Below are 16572 nucleotides of genomic sequence, written 5' to 3'. Positions count from 1 at the left end.
TATGAGCGATTCCCGACCGGAGCCGGTAGTCAAACGGAGCGCGGATATCGAGTACGAGGCGGTCGGCGCGGCCGACGGGATGTCGAAGGGCGTCCTCGTCTCCGAGGCCGACGGCGCGCCGAACTTCGCCATCCGGCGGTTCGTCCTCGATTCGGGCGCGTCGGTGCCGAAACACACCAACGAGGTCGAACACGAGCAGTACGTCCTGTCGGGCCGGTACGTCGTCGGCATCGGCGACGAGGAGTACGAGGTCGAAGCCGGCGACTCGCTTCTGATTCCCGCCGGCGTCGTCCACTGGTACCGAAACGAGTCCGACGAGGAGGGGGCGTTCCTCTGTGCGGTCCCCAACGGCGACGACGCCATCGAACTCGCCGACGACGCCGACGCCTGAGCGCGGCGCGCCGTCGGTGGCCCTCGGGGGCCGGGGGCGAGGAGGCACGGTACGAAGCCGTGTGCGGGTCGCTGGCGAGCCCGAGCGGTCGCAGGCGAATCCCTGAAATACCACGTCGCCGTAGCAGGCATCGTGTCTAAACAGGTCACCCGCGTCGACACGCTGTTTCTCCACCAGACGGGAGACGACTACCTCGTCGTCGCCCGCCGGGACGGAAAGCGGGTGCTCCGCGGCAAGCTCGAACTCAAAGAGACGAACGCGGGGCCCCGCCCCCTGCGCTTTCTGGTGACGCGGAAGGGAGAGGACTCGCCGCGCGACCCGAGCCAGTTCGTCGAACTCGCCCGGTCGGCCGCCCGTATCCGCATCTCGCAGCAGACGCCGAAAGACGGCCGCGACGAGCTGAAAGAGATGCTCGACGGCTACCAGTTGGAGGCGCTGACGGTCCGGACTTGCCGGCGCTGTGCCGTCAACGGCCGCTACTCGCCCATCACCGACGACACGGCCATCAAGGCCGAACACGAGCACATCTGCCGCGACTGCGCCGTCAAAGAGTTGGAGGGCGAACTCTCCTTCGCGGGCGGCCTCACGCAGGCGGCCCAAGAGCGGCTGGAGGAACTGCTCTACGAGACGGGCGACCTGACCCGCATCACGAACTTACTGCAGGGCGAGTTGGACCCCGACCTGACGAAGTTCGACACCATCAGCGCGACGACGGAGGACGTGGAGTTGGTCGAGACGAGCACGCTCGACCTCCACCCGAACCTGAAGTCGATGCTGACCGAGCGCTTCGACACCCTGCTCCCCGTCCAGAGCCTCGCTATCGACAACGGACTGCTCGACGGCGACGACCAACTCGTCGTGAGCGCGACGGCGACCGGGAAGACCCTCGTCGGCGAACTCGCCGGCATCGACCGGATGCTGGAAGGCGAGGGCAAGATGCTGTTTCTCGTCCCGCTCGTCGCGCTCGCCAACCAGAAACACGAGGACTTCAAGGAGCGCTACGGCCACCTCGGCAAGGTGACCATCCGGGTCGGCGCGAGCCGAATCAACGACGACGGCAACCGCTTCGACCCGAACGCCGACGTCATCGTCGGCACCTACGAGGGCATCGACCACGCGCTCCGGACGGGGAAGGACCTCGGCGACATCGGTACGGTCGTCATCGACGAGGTCCACACCCTGAAAGAAGCGGAACGCGGCCACCGCCTCGACGGGATGATCGCCCGCCTGAAACACTACTGCGAGGCCCGCGCGAAGCGCAGCGAGGGCTACGGCGGCGCGCAGTGGATTTACCTCTCCGCGACCGTCGGCAACCCGAAGTGGCTCGCACAGAACCTCCGGGCGAACCTCGTCGAGTACGAGGACCGCCCCGTCCCCATCGAGCGCCACGTCACCTTCGCGGACGGGCAGGAAAAGCCCCGCATCGAGAACCGCCTGGTGCGACAGGCGTTCGACTCGAAGTCCTCGAAGGGCTACCGCGGCCAGACCATCATCTTCACCAACTCGCGGCGGCGGTGTCACGAAATCGCCCGGAAGATTGACTACAACGCCGCGGCGTACCACGCCGGCCTCGACTACGGCCAGCGAAAGCGCGTGGAGCGGCAGTTCGCCAATCAGGACCTCGCGGCCGTCGTGACGACCGCCGCGCTCGCCGCCGGCGTCGACTTCCCGGCGTCGCAGGTCATCTTCGACACGCTGGCGATGGGCATCGAGTGGCTCTCCGTCCAGGAGTTCAGCCAGATGCTCGGCCGCGCCGGCCGCCCCGACTACCACGACAAGGGCGTCGTCTACCTGCTCGTCGAACCCGACGCGAGCTATCACAACACGATGGAGATGACCGAAGACGAGGTCGCGTTCAAGCTCCTCAAAGGCGAGATGGAGGAGGTCAGGACGGTGTACGACCAGTCCTCGGCGGTCGAGGAGACGCTGGCGAACATCGTCGTCGCCGGCAAGAAGGCGAAGGCGCTCAACAACCGGATGCTCGGCGAGTTGCCGACGACGCACGCGGTGGGGAAGCTCTTGGAGTGGGGCTTCATCGACGGGCTGGACCCGACGCCGCTCGGCCTCGCCGTGACCCGGCAGTTCCTCTCGCCGAGGGAGGCGTTCGCCATCCTCGACGGCATCCGAAAGGGGTCGTCGCCGTACGAAATCGTCGCCGACCTCGAACTCGACGAGGAAGGCCGGTGAATTCGGACGCCCTCGGCCGAGGCTGACAGTCCGAATCCCGCACGCTTTTTGGCCGCCGACGCATCGATGACCGCGTGGTAGCGATAACGCCGGACATCCTCGTCGTCTTCGCCGTCATCCTCGTCGCGTTGGCGTTTTTCGCGACCGAGCCCGTTCCGGTCGACGTGACGGCCATCGGCGTGATGGTGTCGCTGATGCTGATTCAGCCCGCCTCCGAGGCGCTCGCCTCGGCGGGGATGCTCGGCGCGCCAATCGTCCTGTTCGAGACCTACCCCGGCGACGCCCTCTCGGGGTTCGCCAACACGGCGACGCTGACCGTCCTCGCGATGTTCATCCTCAGCGAGGGCGTCCAGCGAACCGGCATCATCCAGCTTCTCGGCGCGAAGATATCGACGTTCACCGGCGACAGCGAACTCCGACAGCTCGGCGCGACCGTCGGCGTCGTCGGTCCCATCTCCGGCTTTATCAACAACACCGCCGCGGTCGCCATCCTGCTCCCGATGGTGACGGACCTCGCCGACCGCGGGCGGACCTCCCCCTCGAAGCTCCTCTTACCGCTGTCGTACGCGTCGATGTTCGGCGGCATGCTGACGCTCATCGGAACCTCGACCAACATCCTCGCCAGCGACGTCTACTCGCGCATCACGGGCGAAGCGCCGTTCACGATGTTCGAGTTCACCGCGCTCGGCGCGGTGGTGATGGCCGTCGGCGTCGTCTACCTCATGACCGTCGGTCGGCGACTCACCCCGGCGCGCATCGAGCCGCGGCGGGACCTGACCGAGGAGTTCGAGATGGCCGACTACCTGACCGAGGTCGTCGTCCGCGAGGACTCCCCGCTCGTGGGGCAGCAGGTCCAGCGGGCGCTCGTCGAGACCGAGTTCGACGTCGACCTCCTCCAGCTCATCCGCGGCGAGAGCGTCTTCCTCGAACCGCTCGGCCCGAAAGAGATTCAGCCGGGCGACGTGTTCACCCTCCGGACCGACCGCAACACGCTCGTCGAACTGCTCGACGTGGAGGGCCTCGACCTCGTGCCGGCGACCGTCACCGAAGACGAACTCGAACTCGCCGACCGCGGCCAGAACCTCGTCGAAGTCGTCGTCGCGCCGGGGTCGGCGCTGGTCGGCGAGTCGCTCGCCTCGGCGAGTTTCAGACAGCGGTACGACGCGACCGTGCTCGCGCTCCGCCGCGGCGGCGAACTCATCCGCCGGCGGATGGACAAACTCCCCCTCCGCGTCGGCGACACGCTGCTCGTGCAGGCGACCGTCGAGAGCATCGAGCGTCTCGACAACAACCGCAACTTCATCGTCGCCCAGGAAATCGAGCGTCACGACTACCGCGAGTCGAAGATTCCGGTGGCCGTCGGCATCGTCGCCGGCGTCGTCGCGCTCGCCGCGCTCGACTTCCTGCCCATCGTCGTCGCCGCGCTCCTCGGCGCGCTCGCCATGGTCGCCACGAAGTGTCTCCGCCCGACGGAGCTGTACGACGCCGTCCAGTGGGACGTCATCTTCCTCCTCGCGGGCGTCATCCCGCTCGGCATCGCGATGGAGAACTCCGGGGCCGCCGAACTCCTCGCCGAACTGGTCGTGATGAGCGGCGAGTTCCTCCCCCTCATCGCGGTCCTCGGAGTGTTCTACTTCGTGACGGCGCTCCTGACGAACGTCATCTCGAACAACGCGAGCGTCGTGCTCATGATTCCGGTCGCCATCGAGGCCGCGACGACCCTCGGAGCCGACCCGTTCTCGTTCGTCCTCGCGGTCATGTTCGCGGCCTCGACGGCCTTCATGACTCCCGTCGGCTACCAGACGAACCTGTTCGTCTACGGTCCCGGCGGCTACAAGTTCACGGACTACATCCGCGTCGGCGGCCCGCTCCAGTTGCTTCTCGGGGTCGTGACGACCGTCGGCGTCGCGTACTTCTTCCCCCTGACCTGACGGGGCGGAACGAAACCCTTTACTCCGCGACGGGGAGAGTCGTATGTGCGGGACCGTGGGTTAGCCTGGTATACTTCGGGCCTTGGGTGCCCGTGACCCCGGTTCAAATCCGGGCGGTCCCATACCCATTAAGGCTGAATCGGCCGTTCTTGCCGGTTCTAACGGCCGTTTGAGGTGGTCGGCATGATGCTACTCGAGTCCAAGAGCGACGCGAGTAGCTGTCGGTACTGCGGGTCACACGTCACCCGCGACTTCCGTCGTGTCTACGGCGATTCCGACAACCACGTTCACCGCTGTCGCGAGTGTGACACGCTCATTCGTCTGCAAGGCGGGTCGGCCGCTGGTCTCTCCGTCTCTGTTCCAGACCCACAGCAGGCGTGCGGTCGCCACGGCGGTTCCCCTGAAGGGTGGTCGAAGTGATGCCGACGACCTTCGTCCGTGCCTCGACGCTCTACAACGTCGAAAGTCGGGCAGTCGTTCGTCATCCCGCGTTCGATGCGACTGACGAGGACGTTCGTCGATCGATCGGAGGTGACGCTTCGTGACTGTCGAATGTCCTGCCTGCGGTCACGAATCGAAGACGCTGTTCCGCTGTGACTACTGCGGCCACGACCTCGTGAGAGGTGACCAGCGGTGACCGAACCCGCTCACGTCGATGGAGGCCACCGATGACGGTCGCCCCGTTCATCGACCCGCAGCCGCACGAGGGCGACGTTCATCTGATTTTTGACGAGTACGGACTGAAGCCGTACTTCGCGCTCGATAGCGTCAGGAAGGACTACGACGGCTGGCAGACCACCGGGAAGCCTACTCGAAAGGTCAGTTGGCGGAACCAGACGTGGCACCTCGCCTACGACTATGACGTGCAACCCATCGACCCTCGCGACCACGAGGACTACCAGCTTCAGACGGTCCCGTTGTTCCGTATCTACTTCGTCGCGGATGATTCGCTCTACGACGACGAGCCCGCCGACCAGTCTGCCCGGACGACGGGCGGCACGATGACGATTCGCCCTCGGTGGCCGGACATGACCAAGGACGGGAAGCCCGTCCGAGGAATCCCGAATCTTGGAGGCCCCTACCTAGACGTGCAGATTCAGGCGTCGAACATCGACCACCACCTCTACCACGACCTCGTTCAGACCGCGATGGAAGCCTTCGGTGTGAGTCGTCGATACTTCCAGACGCCACACGAGATGAGCAACGTTCAGGACCTCGCCGTTTACGTCCGGCTCTCGCGTGAACACTCCGAGGCCATATACGCCCCGGATGGACCAATCGCTCGAACTCACTCGGTGATGACCAGCGGAATGTCCGGTTACCGGATGCACAAAGAGGACCACCGGAAGATACCCGGCTACTACGTCTCAACACACATCACCGACGAACGCGCAGGCGACATCATCAGGGGCCATCGACTCGGGAAGGAGACCAAACACTACTACCCGCTGAATCCCGAGCAATTCGACGAGGACCACCCGCTCTACTATCCGAAGGTCGAAGTCTCACTTCAGACCAGCATCACCGACGAGACGGTCTATTGGTCCGATCTCGACGACGTACTGCGTGAGCTCGACGAGACGCTACTAAACTATCTCAGTTGGTCAGGGCTCACTACTCGTGCCGATGACGAAGTGTTTGAATCTGACGTACACTTCGACGCAGAGAGCGAGACGCGCCGCTCTCGGCGTCTCGTGGACTGTCCTCTGCCGGAAATTGAGGACGAACAGGAACACGTCGTGATGCGAATCTGGGGCGATATGAGGACATCTGACCGGGACTTCACTCGCAGTCTCATCGAAGACGGTGGTAAACCGACGCGCGAAGAACTCGCCGAGCGAACCGGGTGGAGCTACCGCACCGTTCGGCGGTACGTCAACAGGTGCGAAGGCATCGTGACCGACGCCGCGGGGAAACTCGAAATCGGGAGTAAGCACATGCAAAACATGCTTCTCTCTCGTGTCCGCGCCGCTGCGGAGAACTTCGAGACCGCGATGGAAGACGCCGTGATGACCGCCGCTGACGTGGCTGCGGGCCGTCGTCGGTCGGAGTGGTCCGAGATGAAGAACCGGTACGCCGCCCGCGTCGTCGAGCATGACCGCCGACGCGACGAGATTCATGTCGAGTATCGGCCGACTGACTGGGAGAGCCGAACCGACATGCTCCGCGACATCAAGCGTGCAGCCCGTGACCGGTGGACGTCGCTACGCCAAGTGACCGTGACCTACCACGACCACCTCGGAGGTGAGCACACGACGGTCCTTTCCGACCTTCAGCTCACCACGGGCAATATCACCAATCTCGACGTGCGCTCGGTTCGAGAGAAGGTCGAGAGCGTGGACTGGGAAGCGTGGAAAGCGGGCCTCCCACAGCCCACGGAGGACCGCGACGACACGTAGCGCGTGGTCCAGCGAGAGGCATCACTACCAACGAATCTTATTTTCGACCTTTTGAGTTGGAAATCAGTTGTCGACAACTGCTTTCGAGACACATTCCTTCGAAATATTCACGCGTTCCTTCTCGACTCCGTAGCCTTCGCCGAGACTCGGCGGCCGGGGGGTGGCCGCGCGTCGCTTAGCATGTGTGGCTAACGCCACCTGACCAAAATACACCGCACAGCTACGCACGCAGAACTGCGGACGCGCCGGTCCCTTGGACCGCGCGAAAAAATTGAGGGACTCCGTAACAGCACCTGAGAAATCGTTATATATTCCCGGCCTCACCAACCAATTATGTCAGAAGAAATAGAGTGGACCGACGAAATGACAGCGAATTTTTTAGATCAGATGTTCGACTTGTACTTCAACGATGCTCTTGAAGAAGAGGGTTTAGACCGCACTGAATTCAGAAAAGGGCAGGTTTTCTTAAAATCTCCATTTGCCGCTTCTCAGTTTGACGAGTTAGACGCCAATGATTCAGATGTGGAAGTGCGAGTAAACGACGATGCGCAGATTAAGATGGTTGGCCTACTGAAGTCCGGCGAATCGGTCGAAAAAGGAGAGAGGGTGACTGCTGACCAGATAGCGGGATTTGAAGAAGTAATCTTGGAAGAAGATGAGCAAGATTACGGTCACATCACGGTCGCCAAAATGGAGGGCTTCGGTTGGGTATTCAATTTTGACCTCAGACGAAACCGTTCATACTACGGTCCACTCATCGAGGCTGCCGACCAATTTATCCAGAGCGCAGAGTATGCAAAAGAAAACGAATTATGGCGTGCTTTCGTTGAAAACGCCTTCCATGCGGCAGAGCGTATGATGAAGATTGACGTTATTTTTCTCGGATGGAAAGCAGAGAAACACGGAGATGTTCAGTCTCGCTACCATGACATAGTTCAAATGGGACATGGAAATCCCGCCCTCTACGACACATTCAATCAATTGAAAGACAAATACCGATTCTCCGCCAGTTACGTTGACCCCAAAGGGTGCGTGGATGAGAAGGAATTTGATTTCGGTAAGGAGGACGCTAAGGAGTTCATATCAGTTATCAAGAATCATCGCGAGTCACTTTCACACGATAATAAGGAGAGGAAATAGAGGCACGCAGTTGCCTACTGGTTGTGCCAACCCAGTCATTATCTAAGGGACTCAACAGAGTCACTTCAAGAGAAGACACGACGCGGGTGAATTTTCACCTGCTTGCTCTCGCGGTGCCCACCTGCGCCGTAGAAGTTGAACCGTAATTTCGATGCTTCCACCGAACGAGCGTCAACGACCTGTATCCCGCGTCCACGAGCGCGGTATGGAATGAAGACGTAGAGTCCATCGTGCTGCACCAGTTTCGCGTGGTAGTCCTCGAAAATCCGAAACCGCCCCTCTGTTCCATCTGCACGGTTCAGCATCGCCGCCTTCGTCTCGACGGGCCTACCGTCCGACGTGCGGGCGTCGTGCCAACTCGCGTGGTCGGCGTCGAGGTCATAGATTCGCCGCGCCGCTTCTTCTGCGAGCCGACCGTAGCGTGCTGCTTTCCGCGAGCGATTCATTCTCTTTGACCCATCGCCTCGATTCGACACTCGACACACGACTTTCGTCGAAAATCCCGGTTCGGTCGGGACCGGACCACCACCGGGGGCAGCCAGCGGCGCATCAGTAGATAAATAATTATACGCCGTCCGGGGGGTCGATGGTGGTGGCGACTGCTGGAAGTTACCGCCGTCACTCGAAATCGCCTTCCGGACCGCTTACGATGTCTCGATGATCGCCACGTTTCCACTCGCGGACGCGATTCCCAACCCATGAATCTCCGAAACTGACGAGTTCGGCCGCGTCAGGATAGCTCATCCCGTTTTCTTCATCCCACGGCTTGCACGCTTTGATCACAGTCGCCACGGCAGACTCCCACCGGATCTGGTTCGGATCTGGTGAGTCGTCCTGGTCGTCGTCACCGTCGTCGAGCGTCACCGAGAAGTGAGACGCTTCGTGTTCATCGTACTTCTCACGCGTATCCGTGACGCCGGTGAACTCGGCGGCTTCCTCGAACGAGTCTGCACCACCTTCGGAATCGAGAAAGACAACGCGGCCGGGATCGTTCCGAGTGGGTTTGACGAACGCGCCAGACGCGAGTCGACGAATCTCGGCGGCGGTATCCTTTCTCGTGTGTCCGATGAGCAGGACGGAGCCGCGTTTCGCGTAGGTATCGCCGTCTTCCTTCTTGCGGACGTATTTCAGCGACTTCACGAACTCGTCGGTGATCGCTGCCTCAGCTCCTCGGGACGTGAGCGACTGTCCGGCCTCGTCGATGAGCTGTAGCACTTGCCCATCAGTCGAACCCATCGCGTCGAGCATCGAGCCGGAAGATGTCGTCACTCGGTCTGCACCGTCCCACGCGACGTTCGCGAGGACGGTGCCGCCGGTGAGGGAACCGAACACGCGCGCCACGTCGAGCGCGAATGCGGTCTTCCCAGCGCCGGGTGGACCGAGAACAAGATAGATCGCACCTTCGTCGGCGAGTCGTTTCGCCGCCTCGACGATAGCCTCGGAACCGTCCCGCTTCTGGTTAGTGAGACCGACCATGCCCTGCAGTTGCGAGACGTTCCCCTCGCGATACGCACGGTCAGCCATCGACGTTGCGGCCGACCGGACGACGTGCCGACCGACGTGAGTCTCGAGAAAGTTCTTGCCGCGCTCCTCGTAGATCGAGCAGTACCGATTCAGAAAGTCGAGCACGTCGGGATCGTCGATCATCCCGGCGAACTCGCGAATGTACTCGTTGCTCTTGTCGCGAAGAGCACCCCGTAGGAACTCGCGTCCCTGTGCCGCGGCGTAAACAGCCGAATCACCCTGCTTGCGTCCGCTCATCGGTGACCACCGTCGTTAACGAGCGGGTCGGTGGGGACGGGCTCAAGGGCATCATCGGGGAGGTTGTCGTCAAGAACCATCCCGAGACCATCGCCCCAGTCACCCTGATTGTCGTCCTGGTCGCCCGCGGCCTCGAGGAGGTCACGGAGGTCACCGTTCTGCAGTCGGCCGGGTCGGAGTTCTTCGGGGAGTTCGGACGTGATGATCTCGTCGACCGTCGGCTGGTCGGTGATCATCGGTGCCGATGGATCGAGCGCGGCGTTCTGTGCCTCCATCGTATCGTGCTTCACTCTTCTCACGATAGCCGGAAGCGCCTGTCTGAGTTCCTGTCCTCTCCGCGCCGCCGGTTCGAGATCACCGCGAAGCTCTCCAACTACGTCGAGAACGTCGTCCGTATCGTGCCGCCCCACGAGTGACGAGCCGGGGAGGGAACGCCGCCACGTCCCTACTGCGACGTTCGAGGATGGATCATACGCGTAGCACTCGTACACATCGCCGTGAGCCTGCTCGTGTGGATACAGCGGCCCCCACTCGACCTGCATCTCTGCGAACTTGTCCGGGGACAGAGACCAGCACGCCAGCGGGTCGTCGCTGTTCGCGTTCACCTGCACGAGGCGCACCCGCGGTGGGTCGGGGAGGAGATCGTTGATCTTCCCCGTCGCAAACAGCGCACCGATTCCAGCGATGACGAGACCGGACGCGGCGAGTGGTGCCCACTCAGGGAATTGGTACCCGCCGAAGTAGGCGAGAACAGCGCCCACAGCGCCGAGCTTCACCCAGTCATTCACCATTCTCGCTCAACCTCCAATTGCTTCTCGTTGCGCTTCTTGCGAACCCACAGGAAGGTACCACCGGCTGCGGCGACCGCTGTCGATGCGAGGAGTGTCTGGACCGTCCCGTACTCGACGGGAGGGTTTCCAGTCTTGATCGCATCGGAGCGAATAGCAACGATACCGTCTGCGTTCGACGAAGAGACGGTGATTGCCGACGCGTCGCCGACCGATTCGGCACGGAACTTGACGACGGTTGTTCCGGGGGTCAAGGTCATGCGCCGGACGCGGGCTTTTCCGGCAGCTGCACCATCTCCCTCGGAGAGAATCCGAGAGAGTTCACCCGCGTCGGTGATGGCTATTCGAGTCGGTAGTTCAGCGTCGAACGTCACGTAGAACGTGCCGTTTTCGAACCGCCAGTCTTCGATTGTCGTCGTTTGTGAGAGTTCGATTGTTCGGGTCGGTCCTTCCGGCGTCGAGGGCGCGACCGTCGTGGTGTTGTTCGCGCTGTCGGTGGCTGCGACCGTGCCGACGAGTGCGAGCGATGCGACTGCGATGAGCATGATGAGTGTGAGGGTGAATCGGCGCATGGGTGTCCGAAAGATGGGTTGGTCGGTGGTCGATGCTACCCGCGCATAACGACGATAACGGCGACGGCGACGAGGGCGATGAGGGCCTTGTTCTCGGTCGAGAGCGGCGGGATTCCCCCGCCGCCACCCCCGGCCGATGCCTCTCGCGCTTCGATTTCGGCACGGAGTTCCGTTAGTTGACGTTGCATCTCCAGCAACTCCGAGGTGTTCGCCGTCTTGTAGACGTACTTGGTGGTGTTCTGTGTCTGAATCTTCGTGCCGTCCTTCGAGACCATCCCGTTGATTGTGAAGTCGGTGTTGTCGTCGAAGTCGACTTTCTCGCCGTCGGAAGCGGCGAGGAACACCGGTCCAGTGATGTTGGAGGTGTTGTACGTCGTGTTCGCGGTCCACGCGCCGCCGGGGGCACTTCGAGCAAGCACGAGGCCCTGATACGTCTGGCCTTGATAGGTGACGTTCATCAGCCCCGACGAGTTGAGGTTGGGCGTGTCGAAGCCCATCAGAGCGAGCGCGGCGGTCGAAGAGTAGAGCGACGAGTTGTCTCCCGTCTCGGTCCCGTACTCGAACATCGCCGTGTTCGCGCTGATAACGTCGGATGCGTTGATTTCGCCGGATGCGAAGTCGTCGTAGGTGGCATTGACGAAGTTGTCTGCTTCAGATTGGAGGTTGTCGTTGAGGGTCTGGAACCGAGGCCACGTATTGTAGTAATAATAGAAATCAGTGGCCTGAAGGTCCTCGTAGTTGGAATCTGGACCCTTGATGTAGGCCCCTGCGAGGTTGCCTGAGTAGTCGATTTTGGTTAGACCGATGGACGCCTCGGCATCGGGTCCATTTCCGTTCTGGACTCGCCACAGATGGGCGTCGTAGGTAGTACCATTGACGAGCGTCATCGTCTGGGACTGGACAGAGACGGGGAACGCGCGGTCTGGGTCTGCATCACCGGGGTCGTTGAACGTAATGTAGCCAAGCGAACCAGTCGAGATTCCATCCTCTTGCTCCGCCTGTTGGTAGAGCGTCCAAATCTGTCCCTGCGAAACATTCCATTGCTCGATGAAGTTGATTTGTCTTGTGGCGTAGTAATCGGCTATCGCTTCTTTCGCGGCTATTCTCGCTTGTGCCTTTGAAGAACCGTTTTCATACGCTTCAGCGACAGCAACTTGGGCCTTCATCCATGCGACAGATTGCGAATCGTTGAGGTAGTTCCCATACGTGGATTTGAATACCTCCTCCTGAGCTTTCACCGAAGTACCCGCACTATAGATATCGGTCTTCGTTTGATTCGCGTCGGACTGTTCCATGTCCTCGATGGCGCTGTTCACCTGATACCGCGTCGAGCATGGGTTGTCTGCGTTCCCGTCGAACGGCTGGAAGTTGAGAATGTCATAGATGAACCCGTCGAGCGTTGAGCACTGGTCTCCGGTCGCGGCCCCGACAGGGGCGACGGTCGAGGTCGTGACGAGCATCCCGACGAGCGCGAGGGCGGCCGTCCGTTTGCCCATGACCTTGACCCCGCGAGGGGCGGCGTCGAGCAGGGAGACGTGCGGCCGCCAGTCCATCATCGACACTCGGAGAGCGATGAAGACGGCGGCGACCAGTCCAACCGCGAGGGCGGCCGGCGTCTCACCGTGGACCCCGACGAGGTAGGCGGCGGCCACCGAGAGACCAACGGCGGCATAGGTCGATGCAAGTCGGAGCATCAGAAGTCAGTCCTCCTTGAGCGCGAGATAGCCGCCGATTCCGACGACTGCAATCGCACCGATTCCAATACCACCGGACGAGTTGCCAAGGAAGCCACCACCGGACGAGACCGCCGCGACCGTCCCCACGTCGAGAGCGGCGGAATCAATCGCCGATGCAGTCCCGAGCACTTCGACGCGATAGGTCGAGACGTTCGTCGGGTCGAGAGCATCGAACTCGTAGAGTTCGGTCGCTCCGTCCGCTGCGGAGATCTGCACGCGGTCGACTTCGGTCTCGTTACCGTCTCCGTCGACTTCGAAGACCGCGACTTCGACGGGTTCGGAGGCAGTCTCGGTGTCGTTGTCCAACTCGACGTAGAGGCTCCGCGTGTCGTTGGTCACGTCGATAGTCTGGTTTGCGAGCGAGTCGTTGCCGACGCTCGTGAAGTTGGCCGAGTCGGTCGTCACGGTAGCCGCGCCGAGACCGACGAACGCGACTGCAGCGACGGCCGCGACTACGAGACCGACGAGCGCGAGGGTTGCGCGGCCGCGCCTCACGACTCGAACACCTCAACGAGTCCGAGCTTGTCCGCGATCACGACACCACCAGCCGCGCCGACAGCGATAAGTCCGGTTTCGAGGCTTCCACCGAGGAGATCAGACAGGAGCGTGATGTCAGTCGCGGCCGACAGTCCGGCATCGAGCGAACCGACGCCCGCACCGATGATTGCAACCGTTTCGAGATCGAGGTCGTCGAGATCGAGGTTCATAGCATCCACCCGATCGCCATCTGCGCGGTGAGACTCACAGCGACGTAGCCGACGCCCCAGAGGTCCTGCGACTGCACGAACGAACTCACGTCACCGAAGAAGACCCAGCCGACCAACAGGCCGACCGAGGCGACGATGCTGTAGTAGTAGTAGTTGTCGAGGTCCTTCGCCTGCTGGTGCAGGGTGGATAACTCGGCGTTGTCGTTCGTGAGGATGGTGACGCCGAGCGCGCCCAACGTGAGGAGCGTCGCCAGCGTCACGTCGTTACCCGCGAGTTGGAACGCCACGTCCGAGAGCGTCACGTCGAACAGCGACCACGATGCGATTCCTGCCATTGCCGTCGTCCCGATGAACGTCGCGACGAGCGCCGCGGCGTCTTCCGGGTCGAACTCCATTACGGACATGATACGAAGACGGCGGCTACCCGTTGTGCAATAACATTCAGGAATTCCGGAGGATTTGGTGCGTGGTCCTATTGGGATTCTCACCCCGTCCGAAGGATTAAGTACAGGCGGGTGGCCGACCGCGGTAGCGATGTTCAGAAAACTTCGAAATCACGATGGGACGCCGCTGATCGCGCTGGATAAAAATGAGTTAGAGATGGATGGTGTTCTCAAGGACGGTACAGCACCGGAGGGGAAACAGATGCACGTACAGCGTCTCGACGAAGGCGTGTACGTGGTTCGAAACGTGACGGACGGCGGAATCGCAGAGCTCCCTGAATCGATTCCACACCGATGACGGTTACAGCGTCTGTTCGATCCACTCGCACCACGAGTGGAAGTCCTTCGCGCCGGACTGCTTGGCGATGGACTGGAGCGTTCCGGTCGGGATGTCTGACTTCATCGGAACGGTTACCGTTCGAACTTCGTCAGTCTCGGGATGTTCGTACCGCAGCTGAACGTGGCTCCCGGTTCGGCCAGCGGGTTCGAAGTCATGACGGGTCAACGCCTTCACGACTTCCCGGCCGGAGAAGGTCGTTCGCGCCACGTTACTGCATGAAGTCCGGAAGCTCTCTATCGTCGAACTCGTCGGGGTCGAGTCCCAACTCCTCGAGATCTTCGTCCGTAACGGGTTCGCCACCACCTTCGTGCAGTAGGAGTGCCTCCGAGAGCATACGGAGCGCTTCGGACTTCGTCTCGCCGAAGGATGCGATCCCCGTCTCGATGTCTCGGGCGGTGATACTGCCGTCATCCTCGTGGATGAACTCGACGCCCTCCTCGCCGTTATCATCACGGGTCGCACTAGCCATACTGAACTCGAATCGGTCTCGGAGGATAAGCGTTCGGACGGGCCGTAACTCCGTGCAGACCTCTTCTCAATTCCGCCCCCACGGGGTCAGGCGTGAATGTATACGCCATCCTCGATGTATGCACCTTCTCCACCATCGACGGCAAGTACCGTGCATAGATTCAGACCGATCCAACCAGGTGGCCGACGCGATCTCGGTCATGGGTCACCCAGAGTATAAGAAGAATCGACGTTCGGTCACTCCAGATTCACGCAAATCGACCCCCGGTGCATACGGTGACTCATAAATGACCAAGCGAACCAGCCTGAAGTTGACCGACGAACGGCAGCTATTGTTCGACAAAGCGAGCGAGATCGTGGCGCGAGACGCATCGGACGACCCGCCCCGGAGCGACGTAATCGATGCGGCGCTCACGCACTTGATCGAGAGCTACGAGAATCTCGAGGAAGTTCGCGATGCGTATCCGCCACAGACTGTGAAAGATTGCTGCAATACGTCGGTGTTGGGGATGCGGTACCGGACAAGTTTGGAGAGTCGGTGGCGATAATCACAAAATCGGATGTGAAGTATTAAACCGTAAAGGGACGCAATGGATCGAGCTAGAAGCTGTCGAAGGTGAGGTTTCCATCTGAATCGACGCTCTTGACGTTTGAATCAGAGATAAGCTGGATTAGCTCATCGATTGTTCGGAATTTTTTGAATCCCAGATCTTGAACTAACTTCTCCGGTGTTTGACCATCTTGGTCGGGGGACTTGTAAATGAAACGTGGCTTACCTTGCTCTTTTGCTAGCTTCGCCTGTTTAATTGTCCCTCCAGAGTCTTTCGATGCAACAACTATGACCGCCCGACTAAGCCCCGAAGTAATCCGGTTTCGCTCGAGATATCGCCCATTGTGAAATCCGACGAGTTTAGAGACTTCGCTCAGTAAGGCGCCATTCTCAGAGATTTTTTGTGCGAGCTCTTTGTTGCTTGCCGGTTTAATACTCTCAATATCTCCTGGAAGAGCTGCAACCGTCTTCCCCTCAGCATCAATTGCACCTCTATGAGCTGCTTCGTCAATTCCGTTTGCTAACCCGCTGATTACAGGTAGGTCAAATTCTTGAACGATTCGTTGAGCTATTCGGTGAGCCATGTCGACTCTATGGCTCGTAGCACTTCGAGTGCCCACAATGGAAATACCGTCGTGTATCGAACCAACATCACCACGGATGTAGAGACAAAGCGGTGTAGATAATATAGATTCTAGCTGCTCAGGGAACTCGTTTTCAAGTACGGTTAGTACGGTAACACCGGCATCCCTAACCTGTTCGTAGTACTGCTCGTATTCATCTAGATTGGTCTCTTGAATATATGTCCTAATCTCGTTTGCGGCGTCGCCTTTGTTAGTTCCTTCACGAGCTTGGGAAACAGATTCTAAGCCCGCTAGTAAGGAATCAACAGAGTTCCCATCAGATTCTTCGACAGCGAGTCTTAGAACAGATACTACCCTCTGGCTATTGAATCGCTGTTTATCATTGAGTGCAGCAATCGCTGGTACCAGCATCATCCTTCTTGAATCACTTCAGCATAGTTAATTAGATTGCTCTGTAGGATCGCTAGACTGCGGCAGGGCGACTCCGTTATCTCGGTAGAAAGCGAAGCGGCAGATTGTCTTGAGTTCGGAATTCCGCCGCCTCACCCGAGTTACGGTTGCTACTGCTAAAACTG

At 60.5% G+C, this 16572-nt stretch carries 19 protein-coding genes and 1 tRNA gene; 9 read left to right on the top strand and 11 right to left on the bottom strand.

Going from position 1 to position 16572, the window contains the following annotated elements; genetic code table 11:
* Position 1: 1 nt before the first annotated feature.
* The 7 genes from NDI65_RS10930 to NDI65_RS10900 all read left to right on the top strand — a co-directional run bounded on the left by NDI65_RS10930 (position 2) and on the right by NDI65_RS10900 (position 8048).
* Positions 2-391 (top strand): cupin domain-containing protein, encoded by a 390-nt coding sequence (locus NDI65_RS10930; protein ID WP_089779715.1) that lies wholly within the window; start codon positions 2-4, stop codon positions 389-391.
* A 132-nt stretch (positions 392-523) separates the two neighbouring features.
* Positions 524-2578, top strand: a complete 2055-nt coding sequence (locus tag NDI65_RS10925; protein WP_089779717.1) for a DEAD/DEAH box helicase — start codon at positions 524-526, stop codon at positions 2576-2578.
* Positions 2579-2652: 74 nt separating this feature from the next.
* Entirely contained in the window at positions 2653-4509 is a 1857-nt protein-coding gene (locus tag NDI65_RS10920; protein ID WP_089779719.1) for an SLC13 family permease, read from the top strand.
* Between the two features lie 49 nt (positions 4510-4558).
* Positions 4559-4631 (top strand) — tRNA-Pro (locus NDI65_RS10915).
* 61 nt (positions 4632-4692) lie between these two features.
* On the top strand, positions 4693-4929 hold the full coding sequence (locus NDI65_RS10910) for a hypothetical protein (RefSeq protein ID WP_310893663.1): 237 nt from the start codon (positions 4693-4695) through the stop codon (positions 4927-4929).
* Between the two features lie 248 nt (positions 4930-5177).
* Positions 5178-6908: a winged helix-turn-helix domain-containing protein gene (locus NDI65_RS10905; RefSeq protein ID WP_310893662.1), complete on the top strand. Its 1731-nt coding sequence runs from the start codon at positions 5178-5180 to the stop codon at positions 6906-6908.
* A 333-nt stretch (positions 6909-7241) separates the two neighbouring features.
* Positions 7242-8048 (top strand): HEPN domain-containing protein, encoded by an 807-nt coding sequence (locus NDI65_RS10900; protein ID WP_144858828.1) that lies wholly within the window; start codon positions 7242-7244, stop codon positions 8046-8048.
* Positions 8049-8113: 65 nt separating this feature from the next.
* On the opposite strand, the gene NDI65_RS10895 is transcribed toward NDI65_RS10900, so the two are convergent.
* From NDI65_RS10895 to NDI65_RS10860, 8 genes are all read right to left on the bottom strand, one after another.
* On the bottom strand, positions 8114-8494 hold the full coding sequence (locus NDI65_RS10895; protein WP_310893661.1) for a hypothetical protein: 381 nt from the start codon (positions 8492-8494) through the stop codon (positions 8114-8116).
* Between the two features lie 172 nt (positions 8495-8666).
* Complete coding sequence (locus NDI65_RS10890) at positions 8667-9809, bottom strand: ATP-binding protein (protein ID WP_310893660.1); 1143 nt, start codon at positions 9807-9809, stop codon at positions 8667-8669.
* A complete protein-coding gene (locus NDI65_RS10885; RefSeq protein WP_310893659.1) occupies positions 9806-10600 on the bottom strand; it encodes a hypothetical protein in 795 nt (264 codons plus the stop codon). Before NDI65_RS10885 ends, NDI65_RS10890 begins: the two co-directional genes overlap by 4 nt.
* Positions 10594-11142, bottom strand: coding sequence for a hypothetical protein (locus NDI65_RS10880; RefSeq protein WP_310893658.1), 549 nt, complete (start codon positions 11140-11142; stop codon positions 10594-10596). Before NDI65_RS10880 ends, NDI65_RS10885 begins: the two co-directional genes overlap by 7 nt.
* Positions 11143-11204: 62 nt before the next feature.
* Complete coding sequence (locus tag NDI65_RS10875; protein WP_310893657.1) at positions 11205-12863, bottom strand: hypothetical protein; 1659 nt, start codon at positions 12861-12863, stop codon at positions 11205-11207.
* Positions 12864-12869: 6 nt separating this feature from the next.
* Positions 12870-13400, bottom strand: a complete 531-nt coding sequence (locus tag NDI65_RS10870) for a hypothetical protein (protein ID WP_310893656.1) — start codon at positions 13398-13400, stop codon at positions 12870-12872.
* Positions 13397-13612 (bottom strand): hypothetical protein, encoded by a 216-nt coding sequence (locus tag NDI65_RS10865; protein ID WP_004045395.1) that lies wholly within the window; start codon positions 13610-13612, stop codon positions 13397-13399. Before NDI65_RS10865 ends, NDI65_RS10870 begins: the two co-directional genes overlap by 4 nt.
* The gene (locus NDI65_RS10860; RefSeq protein ID WP_004045393.1) at positions 13609-14007 is read right to left on the bottom strand and encodes a hypothetical protein; all 399 of its coding nucleotides are present in this window, start codon (positions 14005-14007) and stop codon (positions 13609-13611) included. The genes NDI65_RS10865 and NDI65_RS10860 overlap by 4 nt, the downstream gene beginning before the upstream one ends.
* A gap of 139 nt (positions 14008-14146) precedes the next feature.
* Between NDI65_RS10860 and NDI65_RS10855 the strand changes: the two genes are divergently transcribed.
* Positions 14147-14353, top strand: a complete 207-nt coding sequence (locus NDI65_RS10855; protein ID WP_310893655.1) for a hypothetical protein — start codon at positions 14147-14149, stop codon at positions 14351-14353.
* 3 nt (positions 14354-14356) lie between these two features.
* On the opposite strand, the gene NDI65_RS10850 is transcribed toward NDI65_RS10855, so the two are convergent.
* A complete protein-coding gene (locus NDI65_RS10850) occupies positions 14357-14602 on the bottom strand; it encodes a type II toxin-antitoxin system HicA family toxin (protein ID WP_013035318.1) in 246 nt (81 codons plus the stop codon).
* A 1-nt stretch (position 14603) separates the two neighbouring features.
* Positions 14604-14864 carry a hypothetical protein gene (locus NDI65_RS10845; protein WP_008576934.1) on the bottom strand — a complete coding sequence of 87 codons (261 nt, stop codon included), beginning with the start codon at positions 14862-14864 and terminating at the stop codon, positions 14604-14606.
* 286 nt (positions 14865-15150) lie between these two features.
* Between NDI65_RS10845 and NDI65_RS22225 the strand changes: the two genes are divergently transcribed.
* A complete protein-coding gene (locus NDI65_RS22225) occupies positions 15151-15411 on the top strand; it encodes a hypothetical protein (protein ID WP_345784711.1) in 261 nt (86 codons plus the stop codon).
* Positions 15412-15463: 52 nt separating this feature from the next.
* Here NDI65_RS22225 and NDI65_RS10840 read toward each other — a convergent pair whose 3' ends face one another.
* Entirely contained in the window at positions 15464-16411 is a 948-nt protein-coding gene (locus NDI65_RS10840; RefSeq protein ID WP_310893654.1) for a DNA-processing protein DprA, read from the bottom strand.
* Positions 16412-16572: the final 161 nt, after the last annotated feature.

The sequence above is a fragment of the Haloferax sp. S2CR25 genome (assembly GCF_031624535.1).
Lineage (GTDB): Archaea > Halobacteriota > Halobacteria > Halobacteriales > Haloferacaceae > Haloferax > Haloferax massiliensis.
Note: the sequence above shows the minus strand (reverse complement) of the source record. Positions and strands in the feature narration are given on the sequence as shown.

Excerpts from the sequence above, each read along its gene's own strand:
- NDI65_RS10910 (WP_310893663.1), top strand. The coding sequence starts at position 4,693 with ATGATGCTACTCGAGTCCAAGAGCGACGCGAGTAGCTGTCGGTACTGC.
- NDI65_RS10855 (WP_310893655.1), top strand. The coding sequence starts at position 14,147 with ATGTTCAGAAAACTTCGAAATCACGATGGGACGCCGCTGATCGCGCTG.
- NDI65_RS10865 (WP_004045395.1), bottom strand. The coding sequence starts at position 13,612 with ATGAACCTCGATCTCGACGACCTCGATCTCGAAACGGTTGCAATCATC.
- NDI65_RS10900 (WP_144858828.1), top strand. The coding sequence starts at position 7,242 with ATGTCAGAAGAAATAGAGTGGACCGACGAAATGACAGCGAATTTTTTA.
- NDI65_RS10840 (WP_310893654.1), bottom strand. The coding sequence starts at position 16,411 with ATGATGCTGGTACCAGCGATTGCTGCACTCAATGATAAACAGCGATTC.
- NDI65_RS10860 (WP_004045393.1), bottom strand. The coding sequence starts at position 14,007 with ATGGAGTTCGACCCGGAAGACGCCGCGGCGCTCGTCGCGACGTTCATC.
- NDI65_RS10875 (WP_310893657.1), bottom strand. The coding sequence starts at position 12,863 with ATGCTCCGACTTGCATCGACCTATGCCGCCGTTGGTCTCTCGGTGGCC.
- NDI65_RS10905 (WP_310893662.1), top strand. The coding sequence starts at position 5,178 with ATGACGGTCGCCCCGTTCATCGACCCGCAGCCGCACGAGGGCGACGTT.
- NDI65_RS22225 (WP_345784711.1), top strand. The coding sequence starts at position 15,151 with ATGACCAAGCGAACCAGCCTGAAGTTGACCGACGAACGGCAGCTATTG.
- NDI65_RS10845 (WP_008576934.1), bottom strand. The coding sequence starts at position 14,864 with ATGGCTAGTGCGACCCGTGATGATAACGGCGAGGAGGGCGTCGAGTTC.
- NDI65_RS10880 (WP_310893658.1), bottom strand. The coding sequence starts at position 11,142 with ATGCTCATCGCAGTCGCATCGCTCGCACTCGTCGGCACGGTCGCAGCC.
- NDI65_RS10885 (WP_310893659.1), bottom strand. The coding sequence starts at position 10,600 with ATGGTGAATGACTGGGTGAAGCTCGGCGCTGTGGGCGCTGTTCTCGCC.
- NDI65_RS10890 (WP_310893660.1), bottom strand. The coding sequence starts at position 9,809 with ATGAGCGGACGCAAGCAGGGTGATTCGGCTGTTTACGCCGCGGCACAG.
- NDI65_RS10930 (WP_089779715.1), top strand. The coding sequence starts at position 2 with ATGAGCGATTCCCGACCGGAGCCGGTAGTCAAACGGAGCGCGGATATC.
- NDI65_RS10895 (WP_310893661.1), bottom strand. The coding sequence starts at position 8,494 with ATGAATCGCTCGCGGAAAGCAGCACGCTACGGTCGGCTCGCAGAAGAA.